24 protein-coding genes are annotated in these 25,297 nt (G+C 68.6%); 4 read left to right on the top strand and 20 right to left on the bottom strand.

The annotated features are described in order from the left end of the window. Positions 1–2: 2 nt before the first annotated feature. The 14 genes from AC2IPW_RS03140 to AC2IPW_RS03075 form a co-directional block, all read right to left on the bottom strand. Positions 3–1,793, bottom strand: a complete 1,791-nt coding sequence (locus tag AC2IPW_RS03140) for an NAD(P)/FAD-dependent oxidoreductase (protein ID WP_486376260.1) — start codon at positions 1,791–1,793, stop codon at positions 3–5. Between the two features lie 4 nt (positions 1,794–1,797). After that, positions 1,798–2,718 carry an alpha/beta fold hydrolase gene (locus AC2IPW_RS03135; RefSeq protein WP_486376259.1) on the bottom strand — a complete coding sequence of 307 codons (921 nt, stop codon included), beginning with the start codon at positions 2,716–2,718 and terminating at the stop codon, positions 1,798–1,800. Next, positions 2,708–3,613 carry an alpha/beta fold hydrolase gene (locus tag AC2IPW_RS03130; protein WP_486376258.1) on the bottom strand — a complete coding sequence of 302 codons (906 nt, stop codon included), beginning with the start codon at positions 3,611–3,613 and terminating at the stop codon, positions 2,708–2,710. The genes AC2IPW_RS03135 and AC2IPW_RS03130 overlap by 11 nt, the downstream gene beginning before the upstream one ends. A 1-nt stretch (position 3,614) precedes the next feature. After that, positions 3,615–5,030, bottom strand: coding sequence for an NAD(P)/FAD-dependent oxidoreductase (locus AC2IPW_RS03125; protein ID WP_486376257.1), 1,416 nt, complete (start codon positions 5,028–5,030; stop codon positions 3,615–3,617). Then, complete coding sequence (locus AC2IPW_RS03120; protein WP_486376256.1) at positions 5,027–6,427, bottom strand: NAD(P)/FAD-dependent oxidoreductase; 1,401 nt, start codon at positions 6,425–6,427, stop codon at positions 5,027–5,029. Before AC2IPW_RS03120 ends, AC2IPW_RS03125 begins: the two co-directional genes overlap by 4 nt. A gap of 11 nt (positions 6,428–6,438) precedes the next feature. Continuing rightward, complete coding sequence (locus AC2IPW_RS03115) at positions 6,439–7,464, bottom strand: bifunctional lysylphosphatidylglycerol flippase/synthetase MprF (protein WP_486376255.1); 1,026 nt, start codon at positions 7,462–7,464, stop codon at positions 6,439–6,441. Continuing rightward, positions 7,461–7,919: a type II toxin-antitoxin system RatA family toxin gene (locus AC2IPW_RS03110; RefSeq protein ID WP_003935960.1), complete on the bottom strand. Its 459-nt coding sequence runs from the start codon at positions 7,917–7,919 to the stop codon at positions 7,461–7,463. The genes AC2IPW_RS03115 and AC2IPW_RS03110 overlap by 4 nt, the downstream gene beginning before the upstream one ends. Before the next feature lie 23 nt (positions 7,920–7,942). Beyond that, entirely contained in the window at positions 7,943–9,184 is a 1,242-nt protein-coding gene (locus tag AC2IPW_RS03105) for an aspartate aminotransferase family protein (protein WP_486376254.1), read from the bottom strand. Beyond that, a complete protein-coding gene (locus tag AC2IPW_RS03100; protein WP_486376253.1) occupies positions 9,181–10,221 on the bottom strand; it encodes an SDR family oxidoreductase in 1,041 nt (346 codons plus the stop codon). Before AC2IPW_RS03100 ends, AC2IPW_RS03105 begins: the two co-directional genes overlap by 4 nt. Positions 10,222–10,231: 10 nt before the next feature. After that, complete coding sequence (locus tag AC2IPW_RS03095; RefSeq protein ID WP_003935963.1) at positions 10,232–11,362, bottom strand: acyl-CoA dehydrogenase family protein; 1,131 nt, start codon at positions 11,360–11,362, stop codon at positions 10,232–10,234. Continuing rightward, positions 11,343–11,765 (bottom strand): hypothetical protein, encoded by a 423-nt coding sequence (locus AC2IPW_RS03090; protein WP_486376252.1) that lies wholly within the window; start codon positions 11,763–11,765, stop codon positions 11,343–11,345. The genes AC2IPW_RS03095 and AC2IPW_RS03090 overlap by 20 nt, the downstream gene beginning before the upstream one ends. A gap of 68 nt (positions 11,766–11,833) precedes the next feature. Then, on the bottom strand, positions 11,834–14,080 hold the full coding sequence (locus AC2IPW_RS03085; RefSeq protein ID WP_486376251.1) for an MMPL family transporter: 2,247 nt from the start codon (positions 14,078–14,080) through the stop codon (positions 11,834–11,836). Between the two features lie 408 nt (positions 14,081–14,488). Further along, positions 14,489–15,139 carry a TetR/AcrR family transcriptional regulator gene (locus AC2IPW_RS03080; protein WP_486376250.1) on the bottom strand — a complete coding sequence of 217 codons (651 nt, stop codon included), beginning with the start codon at positions 15,137–15,139 and terminating at the stop codon, positions 14,489–14,491. Between the two features lie 59 nt (positions 15,140–15,198). Continuing rightward, on the bottom strand, positions 15,199–15,879 hold the full coding sequence (locus AC2IPW_RS03075; RefSeq protein ID WP_003935967.1) for an SGNH/GDSL hydrolase family protein: 681 nt from the start codon (positions 15,877–15,879) through the stop codon (positions 15,199–15,201). A gap of 172 nt (positions 15,880–16,051) precedes the next feature. On the opposite strand from AC2IPW_RS03075, the gene AC2IPW_RS03070 reads away from it, so the two are divergent. Then, on the top strand, positions 16,052–16,921 hold the full coding sequence (locus AC2IPW_RS03070; protein ID WP_486376249.1) for a 5-oxoprolinase subunit C family protein: 870 nt from the start codon (positions 16,052–16,054) through the stop codon (positions 16,919–16,921). Positions 16,922–16,933: 12 nt separating this feature from the next. Here AC2IPW_RS03070 and AC2IPW_RS03065 read toward each other — a convergent pair whose 3' ends face one another. From AC2IPW_RS03065 to carD, 6 genes are all read right to left on the bottom strand, one after another. Continuing rightward, positions 16,934–17,404, bottom strand: a complete 471-nt coding sequence (locus tag AC2IPW_RS03065) for a glycoside hydrolase family protein (RefSeq protein WP_371384115.1) — start codon at positions 17,402–17,404, stop codon at positions 16,934–16,936. 118 nt (positions 17,405–17,522) lie between these two features. After that, positions 17,523–18,485, bottom strand: a complete 963-nt coding sequence (gene rlmB / locus AC2IPW_RS03060; protein ID WP_003935970.1) for a 23S rRNA (guanosine(2251)-2'-O)-methyltransferase RlmB — start codon at positions 18,483–18,485, stop codon at positions 17,523–17,525. After that, the gene (gene cysS / locus AC2IPW_RS03055; RefSeq protein ID WP_416062603.1) at positions 18,485–19,879 is read right to left on the bottom strand and encodes a cysteine--tRNA ligase; all 1,395 of its coding nucleotides are present in this window, start codon (positions 19,877–19,879) and stop codon (positions 18,485–18,487) included. Before cysS ends, rlmB begins: the two co-directional genes overlap by 1 nt. A gap of 11 nt (positions 19,880–19,890) precedes the next feature. After that, positions 19,891–20,367, bottom strand: coding sequence for a 2-C-methyl-D-erythritol 2,4-cyclodiphosphate synthase (gene ispF, locus AC2IPW_RS03050; RefSeq protein ID WP_003935972.1), 477 nt, complete (start codon positions 20,365–20,367; stop codon positions 19,891–19,893). Further along, the gene (gene ispD / locus AC2IPW_RS03045; protein WP_003935973.1) at positions 20,368–21,060 is read right to left on the bottom strand and encodes a 2-C-methyl-D-erythritol 4-phosphate cytidylyltransferase; all 693 of its coding nucleotides are present in this window, start codon (positions 21,058–21,060) and stop codon (positions 20,368–20,370) included. A gap of 27 nt (positions 21,061–21,087) precedes the next feature. Then, positions 21,088–21,576: an RNA polymerase-binding transcription factor CarD gene (gene carD / locus AC2IPW_RS03040; protein WP_003935974.1), complete on the bottom strand. Its 489-nt coding sequence runs from the start codon at positions 21,574–21,576 to the stop codon at positions 21,088–21,090. A gap of 286 nt (positions 21,577–21,862) precedes the next feature. On the opposite strand from carD, the gene AC2IPW_RS03035 reads away from it, so the two are divergent. The 3 genes from AC2IPW_RS03035 (at position 21,863) to dinB (ending at position 25,294) form a co-directional block, all read left to right on the top strand. Then, positions 21,863–22,501 carry a copper chaperone PCu(A)C domain-containing protein gene (locus tag AC2IPW_RS03035; protein WP_003935975.1) on the top strand — a complete coding sequence of 213 codons (639 nt, stop codon included), beginning with the start codon at positions 21,863–21,865 and terminating at the stop codon, positions 22,499–22,501. A 107-nt stretch (positions 22,502–22,608) separates the two neighbouring features. Further along, entirely contained in the window at positions 22,609–24,021 is a 1,413-nt protein-coding gene (gene radA / locus AC2IPW_RS03030; RefSeq protein WP_040781902.1) for a DNA repair protein RadA, read from the top strand. A gap of 25 nt (positions 24,022–24,046) precedes the next feature. Then, the gene (gene dinB / locus AC2IPW_RS03025; RefSeq protein ID WP_486376248.1) at positions 24,047–25,294 is read left to right on the top strand and encodes a DNA polymerase IV; all 1,248 of its coding nucleotides are present in this window, start codon (positions 24,047–24,049) and stop codon (positions 25,292–25,294) included. The last annotated feature ends 3 nt before the right edge of the window (positions 25,295–25,297 follow it).

Here is a 25,297-nt window from a genome sequence, read left to right as displayed (position 1 = left end):
GCCTAGTCGAGTCCGCCGACCCGACGCCAGTCCCGGTTCCGATACGACACCATGTCGCGGGCCACCTGCATGCTCAGCCCGCTGCCGTGGCGCAGCTCCGACAGATACAATTTGCCCGCTTCCTTAGCCACTCCGGCGAATCCGTTGGTGAAGTAGGTTCCGCGGATGTGGGACGGACTGGCGTACTTGCCCCACAGCAGAAGCCGGGTCATATCCCACAGCGTGAACTCACCCGTGGGCAGACGATTGTCCGGGTCTAGCGCTCGCCAACCGGTCCACCGCGCGGACGGAACCAGCTCGCTCTCCTTCAGCGCGACGTGGATGCGGTGGCCGGCCTCGGTCGCGTCGATCTCCTTGTCGCGGTATGCCTGCATTGCCGCGCACGCCGCATCGAACATCGCAGCGAACCGCGGATTGTCGACGGCCTGCAACCCGCGGTAGGGCGGTTGCTCCAACCGATCGAACACCGCCTTGTCCCTGGTCTTCTCGTACTCCATGACGGTCTGCATCTGCGCGTTGGCGCCGTACATGGTGGCCAGGCACCACACCCGGTGCCACGCATTCCACAGGTCGAAATGGTCCCAGGAGGTGTACGAGAAGCTGACGAGATCGTCGTAGTACCGGAACGACCGCTTCGTCCAGGTCTGGACGTACTCGAACCGCTCCACCGAGAAGTCGCCCTCCCGGACCGCGGAGATCAGCCGGTGACCGAGTGCGTTCAGGATCATCATGGTGACCGCGAGACCGCTGGAGAACAGCGGATCGATGAAGTCGGACGCGTGCGGGAGCAGGACCCAGCGATCGCCGACGATCTGCTTCGAGGCGAACTGGCTCCGGTTCGAGGACGTGTACGGCCGCACCGCCCGGGCCGCCCGCATCTGCCGCTGGATCGTGGGAAAGCGATTGACGTGCGCCCAGAACTCCTCCTCCGGCGTCTCGTCGTCTCGCTTCGGGTACACGTCGATGTCGAGATTGATCCCGACACTGCACAGTTGACTGGTGGTGCCCACGTGGTTGTCGAAGGGAATCACCCACGCCCAGCCGCCCTCGAACAGGTGGTGCAGCGTTCCCTGGGAGAACGGGCTCGGCATCAGGTGCTGCTTGCGCGGCGGGGCCACGCGGTCGAACGGTTCGACACCCACGAAGTGGTTGAAGATCGTGCGGGACCGGGTCCGGTACGGCGGGTCGATGCGCAGATCGAGCTGCTCGCCGAGCAGACTGCGCATGCCTCCCGCGTCCACCACGAAGCCGGCCCGGAAGTCACCGCTCGACGCGGTCCGGATGGTTGCCCCGTCGGAGTCGAAGTCGACCGCGGTGACCGGTGTGTAGGTCAGACCCGTCGCACCGTACGACAGCGCGACCTGGAACATGTAGGCGTCGACGTCCTGCCGGAAGAAGTGCGAATCCGGGCCGATGGGCGGGCTCCACGTCGGATGCTGTGTGCATTCCTCGGCCGCGAACGGCTCTCCTTCGCGGTGGTACGCGAATCCGAAATTGCGTTTCACCCCGGATGCGGCACTGACCTTCCGCCGAAGTGTGTTGTGCCCGGCCAGGTATCCCAGCTCCGGGACGTCGTAGCGACGCGCCAGCACCCGCAGCCCGACGATCGTCTCCGGCACCGTCGACTCCCCGATCGCGAAGCGTGGATGTCCGCCGGCTTCGATCATCACGACCCGGACGCCGTTGCGGGCGAGGATCGCCGCGAGCGCGGTTCCGCCGATGCCGCCACCGATGATGGCGACGTCGAAGGTGCGGGTGTCGTCAGCCACATCGGGTCTACTGATTTCCAGCATCGTCTCAGCTCTCCTGGTTCGTCGAGATTGCGGCAGCCGGCACCGAGCTGGTGCGCTGCACGAAGTCTGCGAGCAGCTGTGCCACTTCGAAGGGTTTGTCCTCGGGAAGCAGCGAACACGAGTCGGCGATCCACTCGAGTCCGGCATCCGCGAAATCTCCGGCCAGACGCTCGGCGTGTTCGGGTGGGAACACGCGATCCTCCCGGGACCACACTACGAGCACCGGCCCCGGGAAGTCACCGAACGACTCTGCGGCCGTGAGGACAGCGCTCGGTTCCAGGCTGCGGAGCATACGGCGGAGGTCTGCGTAGACGGCGTCGCTCTCGAGAGCCGGGAGGACCCACGAGTCGGAGGTGGCCGGTTCGACGGGTCGGCGCGTGAGCCAGCCGTAGGACACCGGCAGCCGTCGCAGGGCCCGGATGCGCAACGGGCCGAGAATCAGTTCACGCGCCGCCGGCGCGTAGGCGATGGCCTTCATGATCGCCCGGTACCGCCGCGGCGGGCAGTTGTCGTACGCGCCGCCGGCCGTCAGGGCCAACCGTCGGACGAGGTCCGGCCGCGTCGTGGCAACGAGTTGAGCGACGGGGGTGCCGCCGTCGTTGCCGACCAGCGTCACCTCGTGCAGATCGAGTTCTTCGAGCGCCTCCGTCACGATCGCCGCCAATCCGGCGAAGGACAGATCCGCCTCGGGCATCGGGACGGAATGGGCGCCGAAGGGAAGGTCCAGCGCGATGCAGCGGAAGCGCCCGGACAGAGCGGCAACCACCTTGCGCCAGACGTTCGCATTCGTGAGTGGACCGTGAAGGAGAACGATCGGTTCACCGGCACCGGCCTCGAAGTAGGCGAGCCGGCCGGTGGACAGTGTGAGCTCGCGCCGTGTGCCGAGACTGCGATGGCGCCACCATGCGCGACGATCATCGGTCATGAGGGACTCTCGTTTCGGTCGTGGTGATGAAGTGCGAGACGAGTGCGGCCACCCGCTCGGGTCGGTCCTCGGGTGCGAGGGTGTAGGCGTCCTGGATCCATTCCAGCCGTGCATCCGGAAAGTCCCTCGTGAGCCGGTGCGCATTGGCCGGCGGGCAGAATCGGTCCTCTCGGGACCACGCGACGAGGACGGGACCGTCGAACCTGTCGAAGTGCCGCGCTGCTTCCAGTGTGTGCCGCGACTGCAGACCGGTCACCACTCGTGCCAGGTCCCGGCGCACTCCGCGATCCCGGATCGCCGGCAGCACATACGAATCCGAGATGTGTGACGGAAGTGCCCGTCGGGTGAGCCAGCCCTGGGCGATCGGCAGCCGCCGCAAGGACCGCACCGTCATCGGCGCGAGAATCGGGAGCAGGCCTCCGGGCACCGATGCCGCGAGCTTGAAGAAGCCGAATGCCGCGGGCGGACAGTCGCCGTACGCATCACTGGAGGTGAGGACCAGGCGTCCGACGAGATCGGGACGTTGTGCGACGACGAGCTGCGCGACCGCGCCACCCGTGTCGTTCGCCAGCAGGGTTGCGCCACTCAGTCCCAGCGTCTCGATCGAGTCGACGACCAGTCGTGCCAGCCCGGGCAGTGACAGGTCGACGTGGGGCATGCCGGTATCGTGCGATCCGAAGGGCAGGTCGAGCGTCACGCACCGGAACTGCTTCGACAGCTGGGGCACGACCCGACGCCACAGGTTCGCGTTGACCATCGCGCCGTGGACGAGGACGATCGGTTCGCCGTCTCCGCGTTCGAAGTATTTCACTGCACCCGACCCGATGCGCACGTCGCCGCGTTCGCCGAGATCGGGATGCCGCCAGCCGGACTGGAATCGATTGCGCACCATCATGTCACCTCGCCTGCTTCCGGCCGAACTGCCGGTACAGCGATGCCCTTGCATCGTCGACGACGGAGACCACCGAATTGTGCGGCCGACTCGCGGCACGGACCATCGACACCGCCGCGGGCAGACCCATCAGCCTGCGTGGGTTGTACTCGTGCCTCAGCATGAGCGTGAGATTGTCCCGGCGCCGGCGGGACGCACTGATGTAGCGGAACAGTTCGATGTCCACCGAGTTGGTCGGAAGACCCAGTCCGATCGACCGGGAGAAGTAGTACATCGGACGCGCTTCGGCGTCGCGTTCCTTCCACCACCGTCGGGTAGCGCGGTCGATGGTGCGCGGGCTCCCCCATTCCGGCAGCACCGTGCGGGTGAACATCCGTACCTGCCGCAGAGCGTCGGAGATCCCCTGGCCGGTGATGACGTCCTTGAAGTGTCCGGAGTCGCCGATCAGCACCCAGCCCGGACCCGCCGCCTCCCGGAAGTAGCCGTCCATCCGACGTACCTGGCGGACGTCACCGACCTGTTCCGCGGCGGCCATGAGACCGCGCAACGTGGGGATGATGCGCTGCGCGTTCTCCTCGAACACCTCCCTGTTCCGGTAATCGCGGGGATCGTCGCGAGGCGGTTGGGCGACGACCAGGGTCAGGCCGTCGTCGCACGGGACCATGAAATAGATGTCGCGGCCGTCGCGAACCAGCTGGAACTCGGGCGGCACCGGCAGATTCCGGTAGTACCGCCAGACGGCATCGCGATCGTTGGTGGTGACCGCGTACTTGGCGGAACCCGCGAGCTTCGCAACCGTCGAGTTCCTGCCGTCCGCACCCACGACCAGTGGTGCCAGGATCCGGACCTCGCTGCCGTCCGCTCTCGTCGCCAGCACCCCCCGAACCCGTCCGTTGTGCTCCTTCAGCAGCCGTCGCACCGTCACGCCGGTGCGCACCGGCACCCCGACGGCTTCGACTCTGCGACGCAGGAGCTCGTCGAGACCCGAACGTCGCACACACATCCGCGGCCACTGCGGGTGATGCACGGACATATCCACTCCGTCCATGACCGTTCGAGTGGAATGCAGTGGCGGCGAACCGAACTCGTGCAACTCGCGCAGCACGCCCAGCTCGTCCCACAGCCGCAGGTCCTGCAGGTAGTGAGTGGAGAGCACATCCGTTTCCCGCTCACCACGGTCGAGCAGCGCCACGCGCTTTCCCGCCTCCGCGAAGCGGACGGCGAGTGCACATCCCGCGATCCGGGCGCCGACGATCACGATGTCGGCGGTCTCGACGGACGGTTCACCGGTCCGGCTCGAGATACTCGCGCTCTCACGGTCGCCCGCACCGCTCGGCGGCCCGGGATCCTGCGTCGCGGCACCGGGCGGGATGTCGTCCGTCGACGGCGCCAGGACGGTCGAATCGATCTTCGCGCTCATGAGAAGAGTCCTTCCTCGGCCGGAGCGACGCGCCCGGACACGTCCTCCCGGGACTTCGGCGATCCGGTCCGCAGGTCGTGCCGATCGGCGAGGTCGAGCATCCTCAGGTATGCCCTCGTGCCGGCCTCGAGGGCGGGCTTCGGCAGCGCCAGGCCCCGCAGGCGGGTCCACGGCAGTGCGCTGTCGGCCGCACTGCCGCCCACCGTCCGCCCGAATCGCCAGGCGGAATCCACGGCGAGGGACAGACCGTGACCACACCAGGCGCCCGCGTAGAGGACACCGGGCCGTCCGGGCACCGGAGCGACGACCGGCAGCCGGTCCTCGGTACTCCCGGCCAACGCAGTCCATCTCGCCACCACCGGAACATCCTTCAGAATCGGGAATCTCTCACCGATCTCGCGACGGAGTCTCTGCTGTACCGCATCCGCGGTGCGGGCGTCGGGGACGGGATCGCCGGTCGGTACGACGACCGGTCCCCCGCCGAATACCAGCCGGTGGTCGGCGGTCATTCGGTAGTAGTTGAAATAGTTTCGCTGGTCGATGATTCCGCCACGACCGTTCCAGCCGAGCGCAGCGCGCTGTTCGGAGTTCAGCGGCTCGGTGGCCAGTACGTGAGCTCGGATCGTCACCACCGAGTTCGGGAAGGGATTGAGCTTCTGCGCGTACCCGTCCACGGCCAACAGGACACGGTCCGCGGTGATGTCGGCCGACGCAGTGTAGAGCTTGGTTGCGCCCCCTCGTGCCGGCTGCATGTCGACGACACGACTGTGCTCGTGGATCTCGACACCGCGGCGGCGTAGTGCGTCGGCCAGGCCGAGCAGCAGGCGGTATGGATCCACGAGCAGCACGTTCTCGTACGAGAATCCGGCCACGTATCCCGGTCCCGCCCGCTCGACGAGGTCCTGCGGACCGAGCCACTCGACGCCGAAGCCGAGTTGTTCGAGGTGCATCAGATGGGCCGCCATCCGCTCGCGCTGACGCGGCGTGAGCGCCGCGAGCGTGTGCGGTTCCTCTCGCGCATCACAGTCGATCTGCTCGGTCCAGATGAGCTCGCGCAGCAGGTTCACCCCGTGCTGCGAGGCGCCGAAGGCGGCGCGCGCCGTGGTATCGCTGTACCTCCTCCTCAGCGACGCGAGCGGGATCTTCAGACCGGGACCGACGATGCCGGTGCTGGCGCCCGTCGCCCCCGATCCGATCCGGCCGGCCTCCAGGACGGTGATCTTCAGTTCGGGCCGTTCCCTGGCCGCGTAGTAGGCCGCGGTGAGTCCGGCGAGTCCGGCGCCGACGACCACGAGGTCGGCCCCGGCCGGCCCGCGAAGTCGTGGTGCATCGGGGACGTAATCCGCCAGTTGCTTCCAGATCGGTGCCGTGTCCAGGCACCGGGTCGCATCGACCATTGTTCCTCCTTTCAGAGCGAATTCGTCGCCCGGGCGAGACTCCAGAGATCTCGCAGGCGAACACGACCGGGAAATGCGATGTACTCCGGGGTCACCAGGGTGGGACGCCATTTGAGCTTGAAGGCCAGCTGACTCGCGGCCGGATAGACGGCCGAACCGTGCTTCGCGATCAGTCCTGTTGCGGTGGTCAGCATGCGGGACGCACCCGGAAGAGCAGCGTCCGGGTCGATGCCGACGAACGGTGTGAGCCCCAGGTGCAGCCAGGGCGCATTGTCCTCGCGCAGCACCTGTGCCGCCTCGGCGAAGGTGTGCTCGACAACGCCGGGTGGCGCGTCCGGGGATCGCCGCGTCAAGTCGTAGAGCCAGCCGGCCTTCGCACCGAACACAGGCGAGTAGGAGATGTACGCGACGATCCGGCCGGCGGCTTCGGCGACGAAGAGCCGGCGTTGATCCTGGACCTCGCCGCCGCGCTCCCCGACCATCAGCCTGAGTCCCTTGACATGACGCCCCTTGTTCCGCAACCACGCGGCATCGAGCCGGTCCAGTTGGGTGGTGAACGCGGGGTCGGTCAGCTGCTCCGGCGTCGCCTCGCGCACGGTCACCCCCTCACGGCGCGAACGGGTGATCATGTTGCGGGTCTTGACGAACTTCCGGCCGCGCAGGCTGAATGCGGAGAGATCGATGCTGTACGAGGATCCGAACTGATTGACCACCCATCCGTTCGCGGCTGCGCGCTCGGCATCGGACCGCTCCAGTTGAACGGCCACGACCCTTTTCCCGGCGCGCTTCGCCGCTTCGGCGAAGGCACCGTCGACGGCGGATCGATCGTGCTCGGGGGTGACGGCACCGGTGAACTGGATCCAGTATCGTCGGCCGATCGGCCGGTAGGCGACGAACCCGGTGCGCCCCGGCACCGTGAAGTACCGGTTGCCCTCGTTGAGTGCGAGGAACGCGGACGAGCTGTGGGCGCAGTCCCGCAGCACGGCGAGCGCATCTCGCCGCGCGAGGTGCTGCGCAGCGTCCTGGGTGGTGGTCACGCGTCGACCGCCAGCGCCGGCTGTCGTATCTCGCCGAACAACCCGGACAGGATGAGGGCGATGTTCTCGCGTAGCGCTCCCTCGGCGACCGGGTCGAGAATGTCGGCCAGTGACGGAATGCCCAGGTCGAACCGGGCGTCGAAGACCACCGACGCGCCGTCTTCCGTCCGGCCGATGCGCCAGGTTCCGTCGAACACCTCGAAGTCCCCTTCGAGTTGCGTGAACTCGATTGTTCCGGCCTCCCGGTCGAGCACATCGTGCTCGGTCCAGCGCAGCAGCCCCTTGCGGAACTTGACGGTCCAGCTGGACCGGACTTCGCCGACGTCCCCCGGGGCCACCTCGACCGCGACCACTGCTTCGGTCAGCCGGGGGTAGCTCTCGAAGTCGCCGATCCGGTCGAAGGCGGCGCCCGGGTCGATTCCGGGTAGGACGAACGACATGGTGACACTGCGCATGGGGGTTCTCCTTGCTGTAGGGCTCAGGCGAAAAAGGCAGCGGACAGCGCGTCGGTGAACGCGGTCAGGAAGAAGTCCAGTTCACCGTCGGAAAGGACGGCCGGTGGGGTGAGACGTAGCACGGTCGGCGAATTCAGGGAGTGGTTGACCAGAACGCCGCGATCGACGAGGTTCAGGTACAGGTCCCCGACCGATCGAGGATCGGCGAACTCGATGCCGATCAGCAGACCCCGGCCGCGGACCTCGATGCGGTGCGCCGAGGAGTGAGCCGCCACGGCGTTCCCGACCGCGTGGACCAGGCGCCGGCCCAGATCCGCCGCCTTGCCGACGATGTCGTCGTCGCGCATGACACGGATCGCCGCCGAGGCTGCCGCACACGCGATCGGCGAGGCCGCGAAGGTCGAGGAATGCAGGTACGGGTCCTTGGCGAACGGTTGGTATGTCTCTGCTGTGGCGACCATCGCGGAGATCGGGACGACACCGCCCGACAGTCCCTTGCCGACGAGCATGATGTCCGGAACGATCCGAGCGTCGTCGATACCCCACCACGTGCCCAAGCGACCCAGACCGGTCTGGATCTCGTCGACGATCAACAGCGCGTCGTGCTGTCGGCACAGATCGGCCGCGGCCGCGAGATAGCCGGAAGGAGGGACGATCACACCACCCTCGCCCTGTACCGGCTCGACGATGAGGACGCCCCGGCCGGCGACCCGGGCAAGCGCGGCATCGAGTTCGGCGGCGTCCCCGTACCGCACGGCGGTCACCCCCGGCAGCAGCGGCTCGAACGGCCTCTGGAAGACCGGGCGGGCGGTGACGCTCAGTGCCCCCAGGGTCTTGCCGTGGAAGCCGTTGACGGTCGTGACGATCTCGGTCTTGCCATGCGCCCGGGCCAGCTTCAACGCCGCCTCGGTGGCCTCGGCGCCCGAGTTGACGAAGTGCACGAGGTCCAGTCCCGCAGGCGTGACGGAGGACAGGGCAGCCGCCGCGTGCACGCCCGTGGGTTCGAAGAAGACACGCGTCGACATCGGATGCGTGTCGATCTGCCGGTGCACCGCTGCCGTCACCTCCGGATGCCGGTGCCCGAGCAGATACACCCCGTGGCCGCCGAAGTTCAGGAAGCGCCGACCGTCCGCGACGACGACCCAGGCGCCCTCCGACGCGACCTCCTCCATGCCACCGAGCAGACGGCCGAGAGCGGCTCGGCCACTGCCCTGGTGAGCACGGCAGAGATCCTCGATCCCGGTCCGGACGCCCGAGGCGGTCACGCTGCCCGCCCGTCGTCGTCACCGGCCGCGAGCCCCTTCACCTGCGCCCAGTAGCGCATCGACAGGTAGGCCGTCTTCCTGAGCTCCTCCGTGGTGACCTGCGCGGCGAAGCCCAGTTCCGGCAGCGAGTTCGGCAGCGGGTCGGTGCTCTGGAAGAGCCAGGCGAACTCGAGCAGATCGCGGAACTTCGCCTGGAGCGGGGCCGGAAGCGAATCCTCCAGCAGCGGAAGGATCAGGCGGTCCACGGCCTCGGTAGGGATGAGACGCGGTTCCCGCGTCGACAGACCCAGGTCACCCGCCAGGCCCATGCACAGGTCCATGATCTGCCGTGCGCACAAGGCTTGGTCGCCGGCTGTGAGCCAGTACTCGCCGGAGGTGACCTCCTGGCGTACGAGCCGGCCGATGACGGACGCAACCAGGTCCTGCGGTACGAAGTCGATGAGAGCGCTCGCCGGCATCGGGATCATCGGTGCGGCGCCCCGCACGATCGCTCCCAGCACCGCATGCAGGCCCTGGAACGCCGCCATCCGCCCGTCCGCCGAATCACCGATGACGATCGACGGCCGCACGATCACACTCGGCACGGGGTGCGATCGGACGAGCGCTTCGGCTTCGATCTTGGACTGCACATAGGCCGCGGCTCCCGGCGAATGCCCCTGTGCGGAAGGAGGATCCGCAACGAAGGCGGTACTGAAGAAGTACAGCGGCGCCGATGCCTGCGTCGCCAGCTCCAGCAATGCCGTCGGGCCGCCGAGATTGACCTCACGAATCCGTCGCGGGTCCTCCCGCCAACTGGTTTCCGCCGCCGCGTGCACGATCACATCCACCCGGCGGGACAGGACGGCATAGTCGCCGGCGGACAGGCCGAGCCGCGGTTCGGCGAAGGACCCGGCGAACTCGCTGACCCGGACGTCGTCGACCGGGTTGCGATTGCGCATGCAGACCACGTCGAAGTCGTGCGAAAGCTCGTCGATCAGTGCCCGTCCGACGACGCCCGAGCCGCCGGTCAACAACAGTGTCTTTCTACGCCACGTCATTGTTCGCTCCTCATGCGATCTCGAGGGGGCTGCCCGCGAAATAGCGCGTCAGCGGTCCCGCCATTCGCGTGCGCGACGGCGGGTGGAAGCCGAGGCCGTTGACGGCCCCAGCGAGGTATCCGACGTCGTCCGACGTCATGAAATTCATGCCACCGAGCAGTTCGACCGCTCTGGGTACCACCGACGCGATCGTGTCCTGTACCGCGTACCGCACCAACAGGGTGTCGGCCAGGAGCCCCGCGTCCGTCTGCGCGTGCGGGACCTGCCGGGCGATGTTCTCGATCGCCGCGTGCGCGCTCTCGGTGCGCGAGACGAGCTGCATCCGCTCGCCGTCGGCGCATCGTTCCACCGACAGCACACGCTCGACCAGTGCACTGGCCGCACCCAGGTACGAGGCGGCCATGAGCAGCTCGAACCACACGAAACCCGCGGTCTGGACGGCGTCGAGCCGCCCGTCCTCGGTCACCTCCGTGAGTACCACCAGATCCGCAGGCACCAGGACGTCGTCGATCGTCACCTGGTCGCTCTCGGCGCCGGCGAGAGCGAAGCTGGACCAGAACGGCGCGACCGTCACACCCGGGTCGTCGGCGGGAATGAGTGCAACGGCCAGCCGGTCCCCGCGACCGTCCGGGGAGGGCAGCCGTAGACTGGCGGTGAGCAGGTCCATGGACCGCGCCAGGCTGCACGGTCGTTTCGTGCCGCTGACCCGGACCCCGTCGGCCGTCACCGTGGCGTCCATGGTCGGGGCGAGGATGTGGCCGTCGGGGCGGCCCTCCGCGAATCCGGACGCGACCAGCATGTTCTTCGCGGAGATCGCTTCGAGGACGAGCCACTCCTTCCCCCCGGCCTCGGCGAGCAGCACGAGGCTGGACACGGAGAAGTGGTGCATGGTGCTCGCCACGGCGAGGGACGGCGACCGTGAGCCCAGTGCCCGCTGGATCCTGACGGCATCGAGAGCATTCGCGCCCTTGCCTTTGTATTCGACCGGAATCACGAGTCCGGCTCCGCCGGCATCACGCAGCAGCGGGATACCGAGGGCCGAACTGCCCTCGAGGTCCGCGAGCGGGACACCGGCCAGCGCGTCGTCGAGTCCCGGCAGGAACTGCTCGAGTACGGCACGTTCACGCGCGAGGAAGCGCACGTCGAAACCCCCTGTGGTTCGTGGAATCGTCGGAGCGGACACCGACGCGGTGGTAGGCACGGTCGAAGGCATCGAACTCCGGATGCTTCACCGGTTCGAACGAGATTCCGAACGGCTTCATGGTGTTTCCGAACAGAGCTCGGTCCCCGCACAGATGGATCGGCAGTGCGAGAAGCGCCCATTCCGGACCGAAGATCAGCGACCATACCGCCGCAATTGCGGCTGCCGTGAGGAAGCTGTGCATCACGTTGTAGGCGACATAGTAGCCCTTCGCAACGGCGTGGTCCGCGCTGCGCCGGTACGCGATCGCGCCTGGAATGTAGCCGATGATGTCGATGATCAGAAAGAGCGCGACGAACGCCACCCAGTCGATCTCGCCGAGATGGGCGACGGCCAGCACCACGACGACCACCAGTGCGAGAAACCACTCCGCCCGCGCGACCGCGTGCGTGGCCTCGGTTTCGAATCTGTTCAGGTTGTCCACAGCGACTGCTCTTTTCGTAGTTCTGGGATCGGGACCGCATCACCTTCGCGGAGTCCGCGTCCGGCATGCCATCGGGCCAGCGGCGCGGGAGCCCACCAGTTGTACCGGCCCGTCAGTGCCATGACGGCCGGGACGAGGAACGTGCGCACCACGAACGCGTCCACCAGTACGCAGATGGTCAATCCGAGGCCGAGTCCGCGCATGAACGAAACCTCCCCGGCGGTGATCGCGAGGAAGACCACCGTCATGACGACCGCGGCGGCCGTGACGATGCGACCTGTCCGCGCCAGGCCGACACACACCGACCGCTGGTTGTCCCCGGTCGCCAGCCATTCCTCGCGGATGCGTGACAACACGAAGACCTCGTAGTCCATCGAGAGCGCATAGGCGATGGCAGCGAGCAGAGGCGGAACGAACGCCGTGACATGTCCGGTCGCGGTGGTACCCAGACCCCCGAGGTTGCCGTCCTGGAAGATCCACACCATGGCGCCGAATCCGGCTGTGAGCGAGAGGGCGTTGGTGACCAGCGCTTTCACTGGGAGCACCACGCTGCCGGTCATCAGGAACATGAGCACGAACGTCGCGAGTGCGATCAACGCAACTGCGATGGGCGCCCGGTCGGTGATGCCGTGCACGTTGTCGAGGTCACGCTGCGCGAGGCCGCCGAAGAGCGTGGGTGCCGGCGACCGGAGATCGCGCAACTGTTCGAGCTGCTCTTTGCCCTCCTGCGAGTACGGGTCCATCGCGGTCGAGACCGTGACGTATGCGCTGTCACCGGAGATTGCCGAATCGACTCGGAGTGGGCTGATCTGCATGCCCTTCGCATACACCCCGCCGGGACTGCTGACCGACAGGACACCGTCGATCGTCGACAGTTCCCTCGCGTAGTCCGCGACCTGCTGCACGGTCGTTACTGCACCGGTCAGAACGATCGGCGTCGAGCCGGCGAAGTCCTGGGCGAAATCGGCGCGCAGAATGTCGCCCGTCTGGCGCGAAGTCGTCGACTCCGGCAGCGCCCGGTCGTCGGGATACGCCAACTGCACACCCTGGAACGGCCACGCGAGGGTCAGCAGCACGATCGTGAGCGTCGCCAGGACGACGACCGGTCGTCGCATCACCACCGCCGACGTGCGGTACCAGAACGAATCCTCGACGGCACGGATCGGCACGGCTTCGCGACGAATCCAGCGTCGCAGCGGCTTTCGCACATCGAGTGCGTCGATCCGAGCTCCTGCGAGAACGATCAGCGCCGGCGCGACGCACAGCGCACCTGCCATCGCGAATCCGACACTCGCAAGACCGGCATATGCCAGGGAGCGAAGCAGATACGGTTCGAAGATCAGTAACGTCGCCAGGGTCACCGCCATGGTCAGTGCCGAATAGAACACGGTTCGACCGGCCGTGAGCATGGTGCGCACCAGCGCCGCATGTGCGTCGGTCCCCGCATCTCGTTCCTCACGGAATCGGTTGACGATGAACAGCGTGTAGTCGACCGCGAGAGCCAGGCACAGGCCCGTCGCCAGGTTCACCGCGAACACCGAGACGTCGGTGACGGCGTACAGCGCCCAGAGACAGGCACCGGTGCCGACGACGGCGACGGCCGCGACGAGCAGCGGGAGCAGCGCCGCGACGAGACTGCCGAACACCCACACCAGCGCGATGAAGGTCAGCGGTACCGCAATGATCTCGAGCCGGATCAGATCGCTTCGGGACTGTTGTGTGCCTTCGTAGTACGTGATGGCCTGACCACCGGCTGTGACGGTCACCCCGTCGCGGGTTCCGACGAGGGACGCGGCGATCTCGTGCGCCCGGATCGGTGCGTCCCGATCGTCGCCGGCGATTCGTGCGACGACCAGCCCGGTGTTCCGGTCCGCACTCAGCAGGGCCTGGTCGAGAGGGGAGGGGGTGGTCCAGTATGACTTGATCTCGCCCGCGTGTGGTGACTCTTCCAGTGCCGCAACAATCCTGGAGGATTCGTCGCGCGCTCGCACACTGCCGGCCCCTGTAGGGTCGGTGACCGTGAACACCAGCGGCAGTCCACCCGCTCGGAACGTCTCGTGCAGGATCTGTTCTGCCCGAGCTGATTCCGATGACGGAACATCGTATCCACCGGACGGCAGCCGGGTTGCGGCCGGCGCTGCATAGACACCTGCGACGACGAGGAACAACATCGCCACCCCGACCACGGTGCGAGGTAGACGCCATGCCAATTCGGCGAGTCTGCCAAGGATCATGCGCTGTGCCCATTCTGATCAATCACCGGCACGGCGACCTGGACGGCGGCGACCTCGTTGTGCACCGACATCCAGATGTGTTGCCGTAACGGTGAATCCCCCCAATGACCTGCCACCGAGGTCCCCTACCCGGTGTGGCCGCTGTCTCGACAGCCATGCGCCGGCGCCCCCTCGGCCGGTCGGACCGACGGCGGCGCCGTTGCCGATGATCATGCCCGAGGGCACCCCCGGCGTCAACCTGTCAGCGAACAACCTCGACGACGTCCGGACCGGCCACCTGGATCCCGACGAGTTGGGCGTTCCTGTGCATATTGTTGCCCCACAACGAAGTCGGAGATATCCGAATCACGGGGCCCGCCATCGGATCGCGCCGGCTCACACGCGCGAGTCCGCGCCCTGTCGGGAGGTTCACCCCGGCGGACGCAGCAGTCCTTCCACGACACGCCGGACCTTGTTCCCCGCCGCTCCGTCTCCGAGACGCATGGCGGTGTTCGCGGATCTCAGTACTGCGTCGATCTGGAACGCCGCGAGATCCACATCGAGAGCGGCAATTTCGCCGTTCTCGACGGCGAAGGTGAACTCGCTGGAAAGTGCGTCGATCCACTCCTGCTGGTTGCACGCGAGCTTGTCCCGAATCGGACCGGGTCGACTGTCGAACTCCGTCAGGTTGGCTGCCTGGAAACAGCCGCCGGCGAACAGTGGCCGTTCCGCGTATACGATCCAGCGTCCGATCAGCTCCCGGATCCGCTCCACACCTCGGGGCGCCGACAGGGCAGGACGAACGACGAAATCGACGAACATCGACCGGGCATGGTCGACGGTGGCGAGCTGCAGCGCCTCCTTGGTACGGAACAGGCTCTGGATACCGGCCTTGCTGAGACCGGTGTCGGTGGCGAGGCGTCCGAAGCTCAGCCCCTCGAGACCGTCCAGCGATGCGATGTCGACAGCTTGGTCCAGGACCGCGCGACGAGTTCGGGCGCCCCGGAGAAGCCGCTTGTCGGTGATGTCACCGACAAGCGGACTTGCCGTTCCCGACGACGGGGGGGTCGCGCTCGACATGCTGGGAATGTTACGTCACCCGATTCTCCAGCGATTTCGTGGCGGATCCGGCCCTGCCCCTAGGACCGGGGTGTGCCCACCCGAGCCGCAAGCTGCTCGAGGACCAACGTCGCGAGGACGGCCTGCCCGGTGGTGGCGAAGTGAATCTTGTCCTCACTCAGCAGGTTCTCACGGTCGTTGAGGGGGTGGTCCCACGAATCGGCAAGGACGGCGTCGAACTCGCGGGCGAGTTTCCGGGTGATGTCGTTGAGGCGGGCGACACGCTCGGTCCAGTCCGGGAAGGCCGGGATGACGAATGCGCGGCCCAACGTCAGGACACTGAGCTGGGCGCCCGTCCCCGCCGCCCAGGTGTACATCGTGCGCAGACCGTCTTCGATCTGCTCCCAGTCGGGATTGCGACGGAGGAGATCGTTCGCACCGCTGTTGACATGCAATAGATCGGGTTCGAAGGCGACGATCCGCTCGGCCTGCTCCTCCAGCGCCTGCGCCGTCGTGGCGCCGATGCGCGCAGTGTTGAGGTAGCGGAGGTCGGGTTCGACCATCCGAAGTACCCGTTCGACCCGAGCAGGCCAGCCGAGGTTGTCGTAACCGGGCGTGGGATCCCCCGCACCCACCGACAGGCTGTCGCCGAACACGGCATACCGCTTCCACGGTGCACCCTCGAGCAGCGCGGCGGCCTGGGCCGGAGGCAGGACGTGCGGGTCGGTGTCCTCGGTGAGTGGCTTCGATGCTGTCGTCATGCAACTGAGCATACGATCGACCGTATTACATCAGCAAGACGTGGCGCTCCGGTCGTGCTCGAAGCGGCTGCGTGTGGCTCGACGCCGACCGCTCTCCGAGGGCGATGCGTTCGGGGGAAGCGAGATCGCCCGGACTCGCCCGGTGCAGGCGTGGGGCGAGGACAATTTCCCCATGCAGGGGCTCGAGGTCGTCCACAGCGGAATGTTCACCACAGTCCAGGACCGCGGCCGGCCGGGACACGAGGACCAGGGGCTGGGCGTGTCGGGTGCTGTCGACCGAACGGCGCACGACGCCGCGAACCGCCTGGTCGGCAACGACCCGTCTGCGGCGACGCTCGAGATCACCGGCGGCGGGCTGACGGTGCGCAGCATCGGCGCGAACGTCGTCGCGGTGACGGGCGCCCGCGTTCCGGTCACCGTCGACGGTCGTCCCGAGGCCGACTACTCGGCGCTCAGGCTGGACGACGGCGCCGCGCTGGCCCTGGGCAATCCGACGAGCGGGTTGCGCTCGTATCTGGCGGTACGCGGTGGAATCGACGTGCCCGAGACCCACGGCAGCCGATCCACCGACACCCTGACCGGGACCGGGCCCGACCGGATCAGGGACGGCGACCGGCTACCGGTCGGCACCCTGGCGGGCGAGCTGCCCGGTGAGGAACAGATCCCGCCGCCGGCCCCGATCGAGGACCCCGCGATGCTCCGCGTGCATCTGGGCCGGCACTCCGGAGAGTTCAGCGCCGGTTCGGTGCATGCGCTGCTGCACGAGACATGGACCGTCACCCCGCAGCTGGACCGCATCGGCATCCGCTTGCAGGGTCCCGGCAGACTGCATCTCGCGCGTGGCGGGACCGATCGCCCGGAACCGACCGTCGCGGGCTCGGTGCAGGTCCCCCCGGACGGCAACCCCATCCTGTTCCTTGCCGACCATCCGGTCGTCGGCGACCACCCGGTGATCGCCGTCGTCCTGTCCGCCGATCTTCCCGGCGCCGCACAGCTCGGACCGGGGCATCGGGTGCGGTTCGTCGCCACCCTCGTCCGGTGACTGCGGAACAGCTCAGGACACCGCGACATCTCTCGGCGGCCGGACCGCAGGGCTCGGCTCCACGACGACACACTCCTGGACATGGTTGTCCCGCACGGTAATTCGCAGCAGCGTGCCCGCCGGTGTGCGAACGTCGACCGTACCGGCGAGAACGTGGTCGAAGGTGAAGTTCCCGGACGGAACCGTCGCACGCGAGGCACGCTGCAGCCGCGCCCGGCGCGAAAGGAAGGTGTCGATCAGGTAGGCCAGCCACTCCGTGTAGAAGTAGAAGCACTCGCCGCCGTTCCACACCAGCGCGGTGCCGTCGGCGGTGGGTACCCACTGGCACCACGACAGCGGTCGCCCCCGGCTGGGCAACCCGTCGGCCGGTGACCGGTGGGGGCCGCTCGCCGGTCCGGCGAACGCGACGAGAAAGTCGATCTCGTGTCGGTTCAGCGGCGGATCGATAGCGATCCGTCCCGTGAATTCGGTTCGTTGTGCCATGTGTCCCCCGTCCGCGGTCGATCAGGTCTACCCGATTCGACGCGGTCGGAACCGGAACGGTTCCCCGAACACCGGCCGCGCGGCCGATAAGACTTCACCGGCCGCACGGCCGAGGGAGCTACAGCATGCGGCGTTGACGCGCGATGTCCGCGAGCACGACACCGGCGGCGACGGACGCATTGAGCGACTCGACGTCGCCGGCCATCGGGATCGACAGGATCGAGTCGCACGTCTCCCGGACCAGGCGGGACAGTCCCTTACCCTCGGAGCCGACGACGATCACCACGGGGTCCGTGCCGTCGAAATCGTCGAGGGTGGTGTCGCCCCCCGCATCCAGACCGACGACCCGGACCCCACGGGACTGCCAGTCCTTGAGGGTGCGCGTCAGGTTGGTCGCCCGGGCGACCGGGAGGCGGGCCGCGGCGCCCGCGCTGGTTCGCCATGCCACCGCCGAGACGGCCGCGCTGCGACGCTGCGGGATCAGCACGCCGTGGCCGCCGAACGCCGCGACCGAGCGGATCACCGCGCCGAGGTTCCGCGGGTCTGTGATGTTGTCGAGAGCCACCAGCAGCGGCCGCTCGTGGTTGTCGTGGGCGACGGCCAGCAGGTCGTCCGGGTGGGCGTAGCGATACGGCGGGACCTGCAGTCCGATGCCCTGGTGCATGCCGTTGGCGGTGAGCCGGTCGAGCTCGCCGCGCGGGACCTCCAGGATCGAGATGCCGGCGTCTCCGGCCCGCTGCACGGCCTCCTTGAGTCGCTCGTCCGCCTCGGCGCCCACGGCGACGTACAGGGCCGTCGCGGGAACGTCCGCGCGGAGGCACTCCACCACCGGGTTGCGGCCCAGCACCATCTCCGGGCCGTCCTCGCCTTTGCGGCCGGCCGTGCTGCGACCACGCTTGTCGGCGGTCTTCGCCGCAGCACGGGCGCGCCGCGCGGCGGGATGGTACGGACGGTCCTCGGCCTTGGGGGTGGCCCCACGGCCCTCGAGCCCGCGGCGGCGCTGCCCGCCGGAGCCGACGACCTGTCCCTTCTTGGTACCACCCTTGCGGATCGCACCTCGTCGCTGAGAATTACCAGCCATCACTGCCCTGCTTTCAGGGACCACTCGGGTCCGTTGGGCGTATCGGTCACCTCGATGCCCGCCGCCGTCAATCGATCGCGCACCTCGTCGGCGAGCGCCCAGTTCTTCGCAGCCCGCGCTGCCTGCCGGCGCTCGAGCTCTGCGGCCACCAGCACCTCGAGGGCTTCGAGGGCCGCCGAGTCGCTGCCGGCCACCTCGGCCCAGTGCGGGTCGAGCGGGTCCACCCCGAGGATCCCGAGCATGGCACGCACCTGTCCGGCGATGTGCACCGCAGTGTCCAGGTCGCCGGCGTCGAGCGCCTTGTTGCCCTCGCTGCGCCGGCCGTGGATCTCGGCGAGCGCCTTCGGCACGCCGAGATCGTCGTCGAGGGCGGCGGCGAACTCCTCGGTCCACGTTCCCACCGGGATCTCACCGGCCCGGTCCCGGGTCTTGAGGACGAACGACTCCAGTCCGCGGTACCCCGCCGCCGCCTCGTGCAGAGCCGCGTCGGAGTATTCGAGCATGGACCGGTAGTGGGCACTGCCCAGGTAGTAGCGCAGCTCCTGAGGACGCACTCGGGCGAGGACGTTCGGGATGGACAGCACGTTGCCGAGAGACTTCGACATCTTCTCGCCGCCCATCGTCACCCAGCCGTTGTGCAGCCAGTACCGCGCGAACCCGTCACCGGCTGCCTTGGCCTGGGCGATCTCGTTCTCGTGGTGCGGGAAGACCAGGTCCATGCCGCCACAGTGGATGTCGAAGGACTCCCCGAGGTAGTACTCCGCCATCGCGGAGCACTCGAGGTGCCAGCCCGGGCGGCCGCGGCCCCAGGGCGTCGGCCACGACGGCTCGTCCGGCTTCGCCGCCTTCCACAGGGTGAAGTCACGCGGGTCCCGCTTACCGCTCCCCGCGCTCTCCCCCTGATGGACGTCGTCGATCCGGTGCCCCGACAACCGGCCGTACTCGGGGTAGCTGAGCACGTCGAAATACACATTGCCGTCGGCCGCGTACGCGTGGCCGGCGTCGATCAGGCGCTGCATCAGCTCGACCATCTGGGTGACGTGACCCGTCGCGCGCGGCTCCACGGACGGCGGCAGCACTCCGAGCCGGTCGTAGGCGCGCGCAAAGGCCCGCTCGTACGTCGTCTTCCACTCCCACCAGGGGCGACCTGCCTCGGCGGCCTTACGCAGAATCTTGTCGTCGATGTCTGTGACGTTTCTCACAAAGGCGACGTCGAGGCCCTTGGCCATGAGCCAACGCCGCAGGACGTCGAACGCGACGCCGCTGCGCACGTGACCGATGTGGGGCTCGCCCTGGACCGTCGCGCCACAGAGGTACACCGAAGCCCGGCCGGGGACCAGCGGAACGAAATCCCGCACGGCCCGCGATTCGGTGTCGAACAAGCGCAAGGTCACGACCGGCAATCCTACCGGTCGTCGTCGCGCGGAAATACGAGTGCCGTCGCGACGGCGGCGATACCCTCGCCGCGCCCGGTCAGCCCGAGCCCGTCCGTCGTCGTCGCGGATACCGACACCGGCGCCCCGAGGACCTCGGACAGCACCTGCTGCGCCTCGTCGCGGCGGGGACCGATCTTCGGCCTGTTCCCGATCACCTGGACGGCCGCGTTCCCGATCGTGAAGCCCTGCAGGTCGAGCAGGTGCCGCACCTCGGCGAGCATCGACACCCCACTCGCGCCGTGCATCTCCGGTCGGCCGGTACCGAAGACCGACCCGAGGTCACCGAGACCGGCCGCGGAGAGCAGTGCGTCGCACAGCGCGTGCGCCGCGACGTCACCGTCCGAATGGCCTGCGCATCCGTCGGCATCCTCGAACAGCAACCCCGCCAGCCGGCACGGCCGTCCGGGTTCGACCGGATGGACATCGGTACCGATTCCGACGCGCACTCATCTCTCCTGTCGGACGGGGGTCCCGGCCGCGAGCACGGCGCGGGCCAGGACCAGATCGAGCGGTGTGGTGATCTTGAAGGCGAGCGGTTCGCCCGGAACGGTGTACACACTCTCGCCGAGACGCTCGACGAGGCCCGCATCGTCCGTGGCATCGCCGGCGCCGGCGTTGGCTCGGCGCAACAGGTCGGCGGCGAATCCCTGCGGCGTCTGCACCGCGCGGAGAGCGGACCGGTCGGGGGTGCCGGTGACTCGGCCCGCGCCGTCGACGCTCTTGACGGTGTCCGCGACCGGCAGCACCGGGATCACTGCGCGACGACCGCCGCGCAGTTCCGCCACGATCCGGGCGAACAGCACCGGTGGAGTCAGGGCCCGTGCGGCGTCGTGCACCAAGACGTAGGCGGCGTCGTCCGCGGCCGCCAGTCCGGCGCGCACCGAATCGGTGCGTTCTGCGCCGCCCGCCACCACTCGCACCTGCGGCGGCGCCGTGGCCGCGACGGACGCCACCAGTTCTGGCGGCACCACCACGACGACCCGGTCGACCGCCGCCGAGGTCAGCATGGCCGCGACGGACCGGTCCAGCATCGTGCGCCCGTCGAGTTCGACGAACGCCTTGGGCAGCGATTCACCCAGGCGTACGCCACGGCCGGCCGCCGGAACGATTCCGACGACCGGCCCGTTGCGATCGTTCATCTGCAGTTCTGCGGTGCGCGTGGCCGCTCAGGAAGCGGCGGCGAGCACCTCGTCGAGCAGGCTGTCGGCCTTGACGTCGTCCGTGCCTTCCGCGAGGGCGAGTTCGCCCACGAGAATCTGCCGGGCCTTGGCCAGCATCCGCTTCTCACCTGCGGACAAGCCGCGGTCCTGCTCCCGCCGCCACAGGTCGCGCACGACCTCGGCGACCTTGTTCACGTCTCCGGAGGCCAACTTCTCCAGATTGGCCTTGTACCGCCGCGACCAGTTGGTCGGCTCTTCGGTGTGCGGCGCGCGCAGCACCTGGAAAACCTTGTCGAGGCCCTCTTGCCCGACCACGTCGCGAACCCCGACGTATTCCGCATTATCCGCAGGTACCCGAACCGTCAGGTCGCCCTGAGCGACTTTCAGAACCAGATATTCCTTCTGCTCACCCTTGATGGTGCGAGTTTCGATAGCTTCGATCAGCGCCGCACCGTGATGGGGGTATACGACGGTATCTCCGACCTTGAAAATCATGTGTCCCGTGCCCCTTTCGATTCTTCGAGTTTAACACGTGCTTACATCCGGCTCCCATCAACGGCGCAGGTCAGGGGCACAGAGGCGTGCGCGTAGGACTTGACAGCCAATCGGTTCCGTGTATCCCGTGATGTTCGACACGTCACCCGAAGCGACCCTCGACGGCCTCACCGAGGCGCCCGGGCAGGACGAAAGCCACGACTTCCGCCCCCGGCGCAGACTCGGCGCTCTTCTACTACTACTCTGCCTAGTGGATTGCGAGCCTTACTCGAGTGGAGGACAACCCGTGACTGCTCTCAAAGCGCCGACTCGCCGAGTCGCGACCGCTCTCGCCCTGGCCGCGGGGGCGGCGCTCACGCTGTCCGCCTGCGGCGCCGGCCAGATCAGCCAGACCGCCACCCAGGTGGCCGCGGTCAACGGCAACAGCGCCGAAGTCGGGGACATCGCGCTGCGCAACGTGCACGTGATCTACCCGGACTCCGAGGAGTACAGCCTCGAACCCGGAGGCAAGGCCGCACTCGGCTTCACCGTGGTCAACCTGAGCGAGACCACCCCCGACGAGCTGACCCGCATCACCACCGACTTCGCGTCGTCGACCACCGGCGTGTCCGGCCTGCGCATCGAGCCGCAGGCGTCGATCTCGGCCGGCCTGACCGGTGAGACCCTCGCCGAGGACGCGACCGCCGAGGCCGCAACCGACGAGTCCCCGCGTCCCGCCGAGGCCGCGGAGTCCTCCGACACCCCGTCCGTCGCCCAGGTCGAGCTCACCGGCCTGAAGGAGGGCGTGCGCCCGGGCCTGACCATTCCGGTCACGTTCACCTTCGCCGAAGCCGGCGACGTCACCGTGCAGGTCCCGGTCGACGCAGGCACCGAGGTCGAGCGCAACGTCTCCGAGAAGTCGCCGGTCGAGGGCGAGGGTCACTGACCGGCACCCCGACACTCCCGGGGCCCGGGCCGAGCACTCCACTCGGTCCGGGCCCCGTTCTCATGTCGGCACCCTGTCGTGTCGGCCCCCGGCCCTAGGCTGGCGCGGTGGCAAAGACGAAGTCGACCTACCGGTGCACCGACTGCGGGCACACCGTCGCGAAATGGGTGGGCCGCTGCCCGGACTGCGGGACGTGGGGTTCGATGGACGAGGCGCCGGCGTTGCCCACCGCGGTGGCGGCGCGGCCCGGCACCTCGCTCGCCCGCGCCGGGGCCGCTGCACTGCTCCCGACCACCCCCGCCACACCGCTGACCCTCGTCGACAGCAGGACCACCCACGCGAAGCCCACCGGCATCGAGGAACTCGACCGCGTGCTCGGCGGCGGCGTCGTACCCGGCTCGGTGGTACTGCTCGCCGGAGAGCCCGGCGTCGGCAAGTCCACACTGCTGCTCGAGGTGGTCCATCGCTGGGCGCAGCGCGGCAGCGACGACCGGGCCCTCTACGTCACCGGGGAGGAATCTGCGGGCCAGGTGCGCCTGCGCGCCGACCGCACCGGGTCCGTGCACGAACGTGTCTTTCTCGCCGCCGAGTCGGATCTGGCGACCGTCCTCGGCCACATCGAGCAGGTGAAACCGACCCTGCTCGTCGTCGACTCCGTGCAGACGATGCTCGCCGCCGACGTCGAGGGCGTGTCCGGCGGCGTCACCCAGGTCCGGGCGGTGACCAGCGCGCTGACCTCGCTCGCCAAAGCCAGCGGTGTCCCGGTGCTGCTGATCGGGCACGTCACCAAGGACGGTGCGGTGGCGGGGCCGCGCTCGCTCGAGCACCTGGTCGACGTGGTTCTGCACTTCGAGGGCGACAAGCACTCCACCCTGCGCATGGTGCGGGGTGTGAAGAACCGCTTCGGCGCCGCCGACGAGGTGGGCTGCTTCGAACTGACCGAGGGCGGCATCGTCGGCGTCAGCGATCCGTCGGGACTGTTCCTGCACCACCGGACCGAGGAGGTGGCCGGGACCGCCGTGACCGTCACCATGGACGGGAAACGGCCCCTGCTCGGCGAACTGCAGGCCCTGGTCGTGCCGACGCAGAACCCTGCACCCCGGCGCGCCGTCAGCGGCCTGGATGCGGCGCGGGTCGCGATGGTGCTGGCCGTGCTCGAGCGGCGATGCCGGCTGCCGCTCGGCAAGTGCGACGTCTACGCCTCGACCGTCGGCGGCATGCGCATCACCGATCCGGCGGCGGACCTGGCGCTGGCCCTGGCGGTCGCGTCGGCCGCGCGGGAACGCCCCCTGCCGCCGGGCACGGTACTGCTCGGCGAGGTCGGCCTGGCCGGCGAGGTCCGCCGCGTCACCGGAGCCGGCCGACGCATCGCGGAGGCGAGCCGGCTCGGCTTCGGCCGCGCGATCGTGCCGCACGAACTCGCGCAGGCGGGACGGCGGACGTCGCGGCCCCCGGGCTCCGACGGCGGTCCGATCGAGGTCGGCAACGTCGGTCAGGCCCTGGCCGCGCTGGGACTGTAACCCTGTCGGAGCCGGATGCGAACATATGTTCGTGTCCGGTCACGCGACCATCCTGCACGCCGACCTCGACTCGTTCTACGCCTCGGTCGAACAACGCGACGACCCACGCCTGCGCGGCCGTCCCGTGATCGTGGGTGGGGGCGGCGTCGTTCTCGCCGCCAGTTACGAGGCGAAGGCCTTCGGCGTCGTGACGGCCATGTCCGGACGTGCCGCCCGCGCCCTGTGCCCCGCGGCGATCGTCGTTCCTCCCCGCATGCACGCGTACACGCAGGCCAGCCGCGCCGTGTTCGCGGTGTTCGAGCAGACCACGCCACTCGTCGAGGCGGTCTCCGTCGACGAGGCCTTCCTCGACGTCGCCGGCCTGTGGCGGATCGACGGCACCCCGGCGGACATCGCCGCCCGGCTGCGGCGCGACGTCGCCGAACAGGTGGGGTTGCCGATCACGGTGGGGGTGGCCCGGACCAAGTTCCTCGCCAAGGTCGCGAGCGGGGTCGCCAAGCCCGACGGGCTGCTGGTGGTGCCGCCCGACCGGGAACTCGAGTTCCTGCGTCCGTTACCGGTCGAACGGTTGTGGGGTGTCGGCAAAGTGACCGCCGCGACGCTGCACGCGCACGGCCTCCATCGCGTGGCCGACCTCGCACGGGAGAGCGAGGTCGAGCTCGTCGCGCTGCTCGGCAGGTCGGTGGGACGTCACCTGCATGCGCTGGCGCAGGGATACGATCCGCGACCCGTCCGGCCCCACCGTCGGCGCCGGACCATGGGGGCCCAGCACGCCCTCGGCCGGCCCCGCAGCGCCGGCGGACACGATCCCGAGATGATCGACGCGACCCTGCGAATGCTGGTGGAACGGGTCACCGGCCGCATGCGTGCGGCCGGGCGTCCCGGCCGCACCGTCGTGCTGCGCCTGCGCTTCGCCGACTACTCCCGGGCGACGCGATCGCACACGCTGCGCGCACCCACGGCCCGCACCGACGTCGTCCTCGGCGCCGCGCGGGAACTGCTCGGACTCGCGCAGCCACTGGTCTCCGACCGGGGGCTGACCCTGATCGGGGTGGCCGTGTCGAATCTCGACTCCGCCGATACCGAACAGCTCGAGCTGCCGTTCGACGAACCACCCCGCGACGGCGCGGCAGCCGGTCACCCGGCTGTCGACCGTCGCGCACTGGACGCCGTGCTCGACGATGTGCACGGCCGGTTCGGTACGCGCGCGCTCACCTCGGCCTCGTTGCTCGGCCGGCGGCCGCACCCGGCCGTGCCCCTCCTCCCGGAGTGACCC

Source organism: Rhodococcus sp. NS-SX18 (assembly GCF_057367935.1).
The sequence above is the reverse complement of the archived record's forward strand: the minus strand, read 5'-3'. Positions and strand labels throughout refer to the sequence as shown.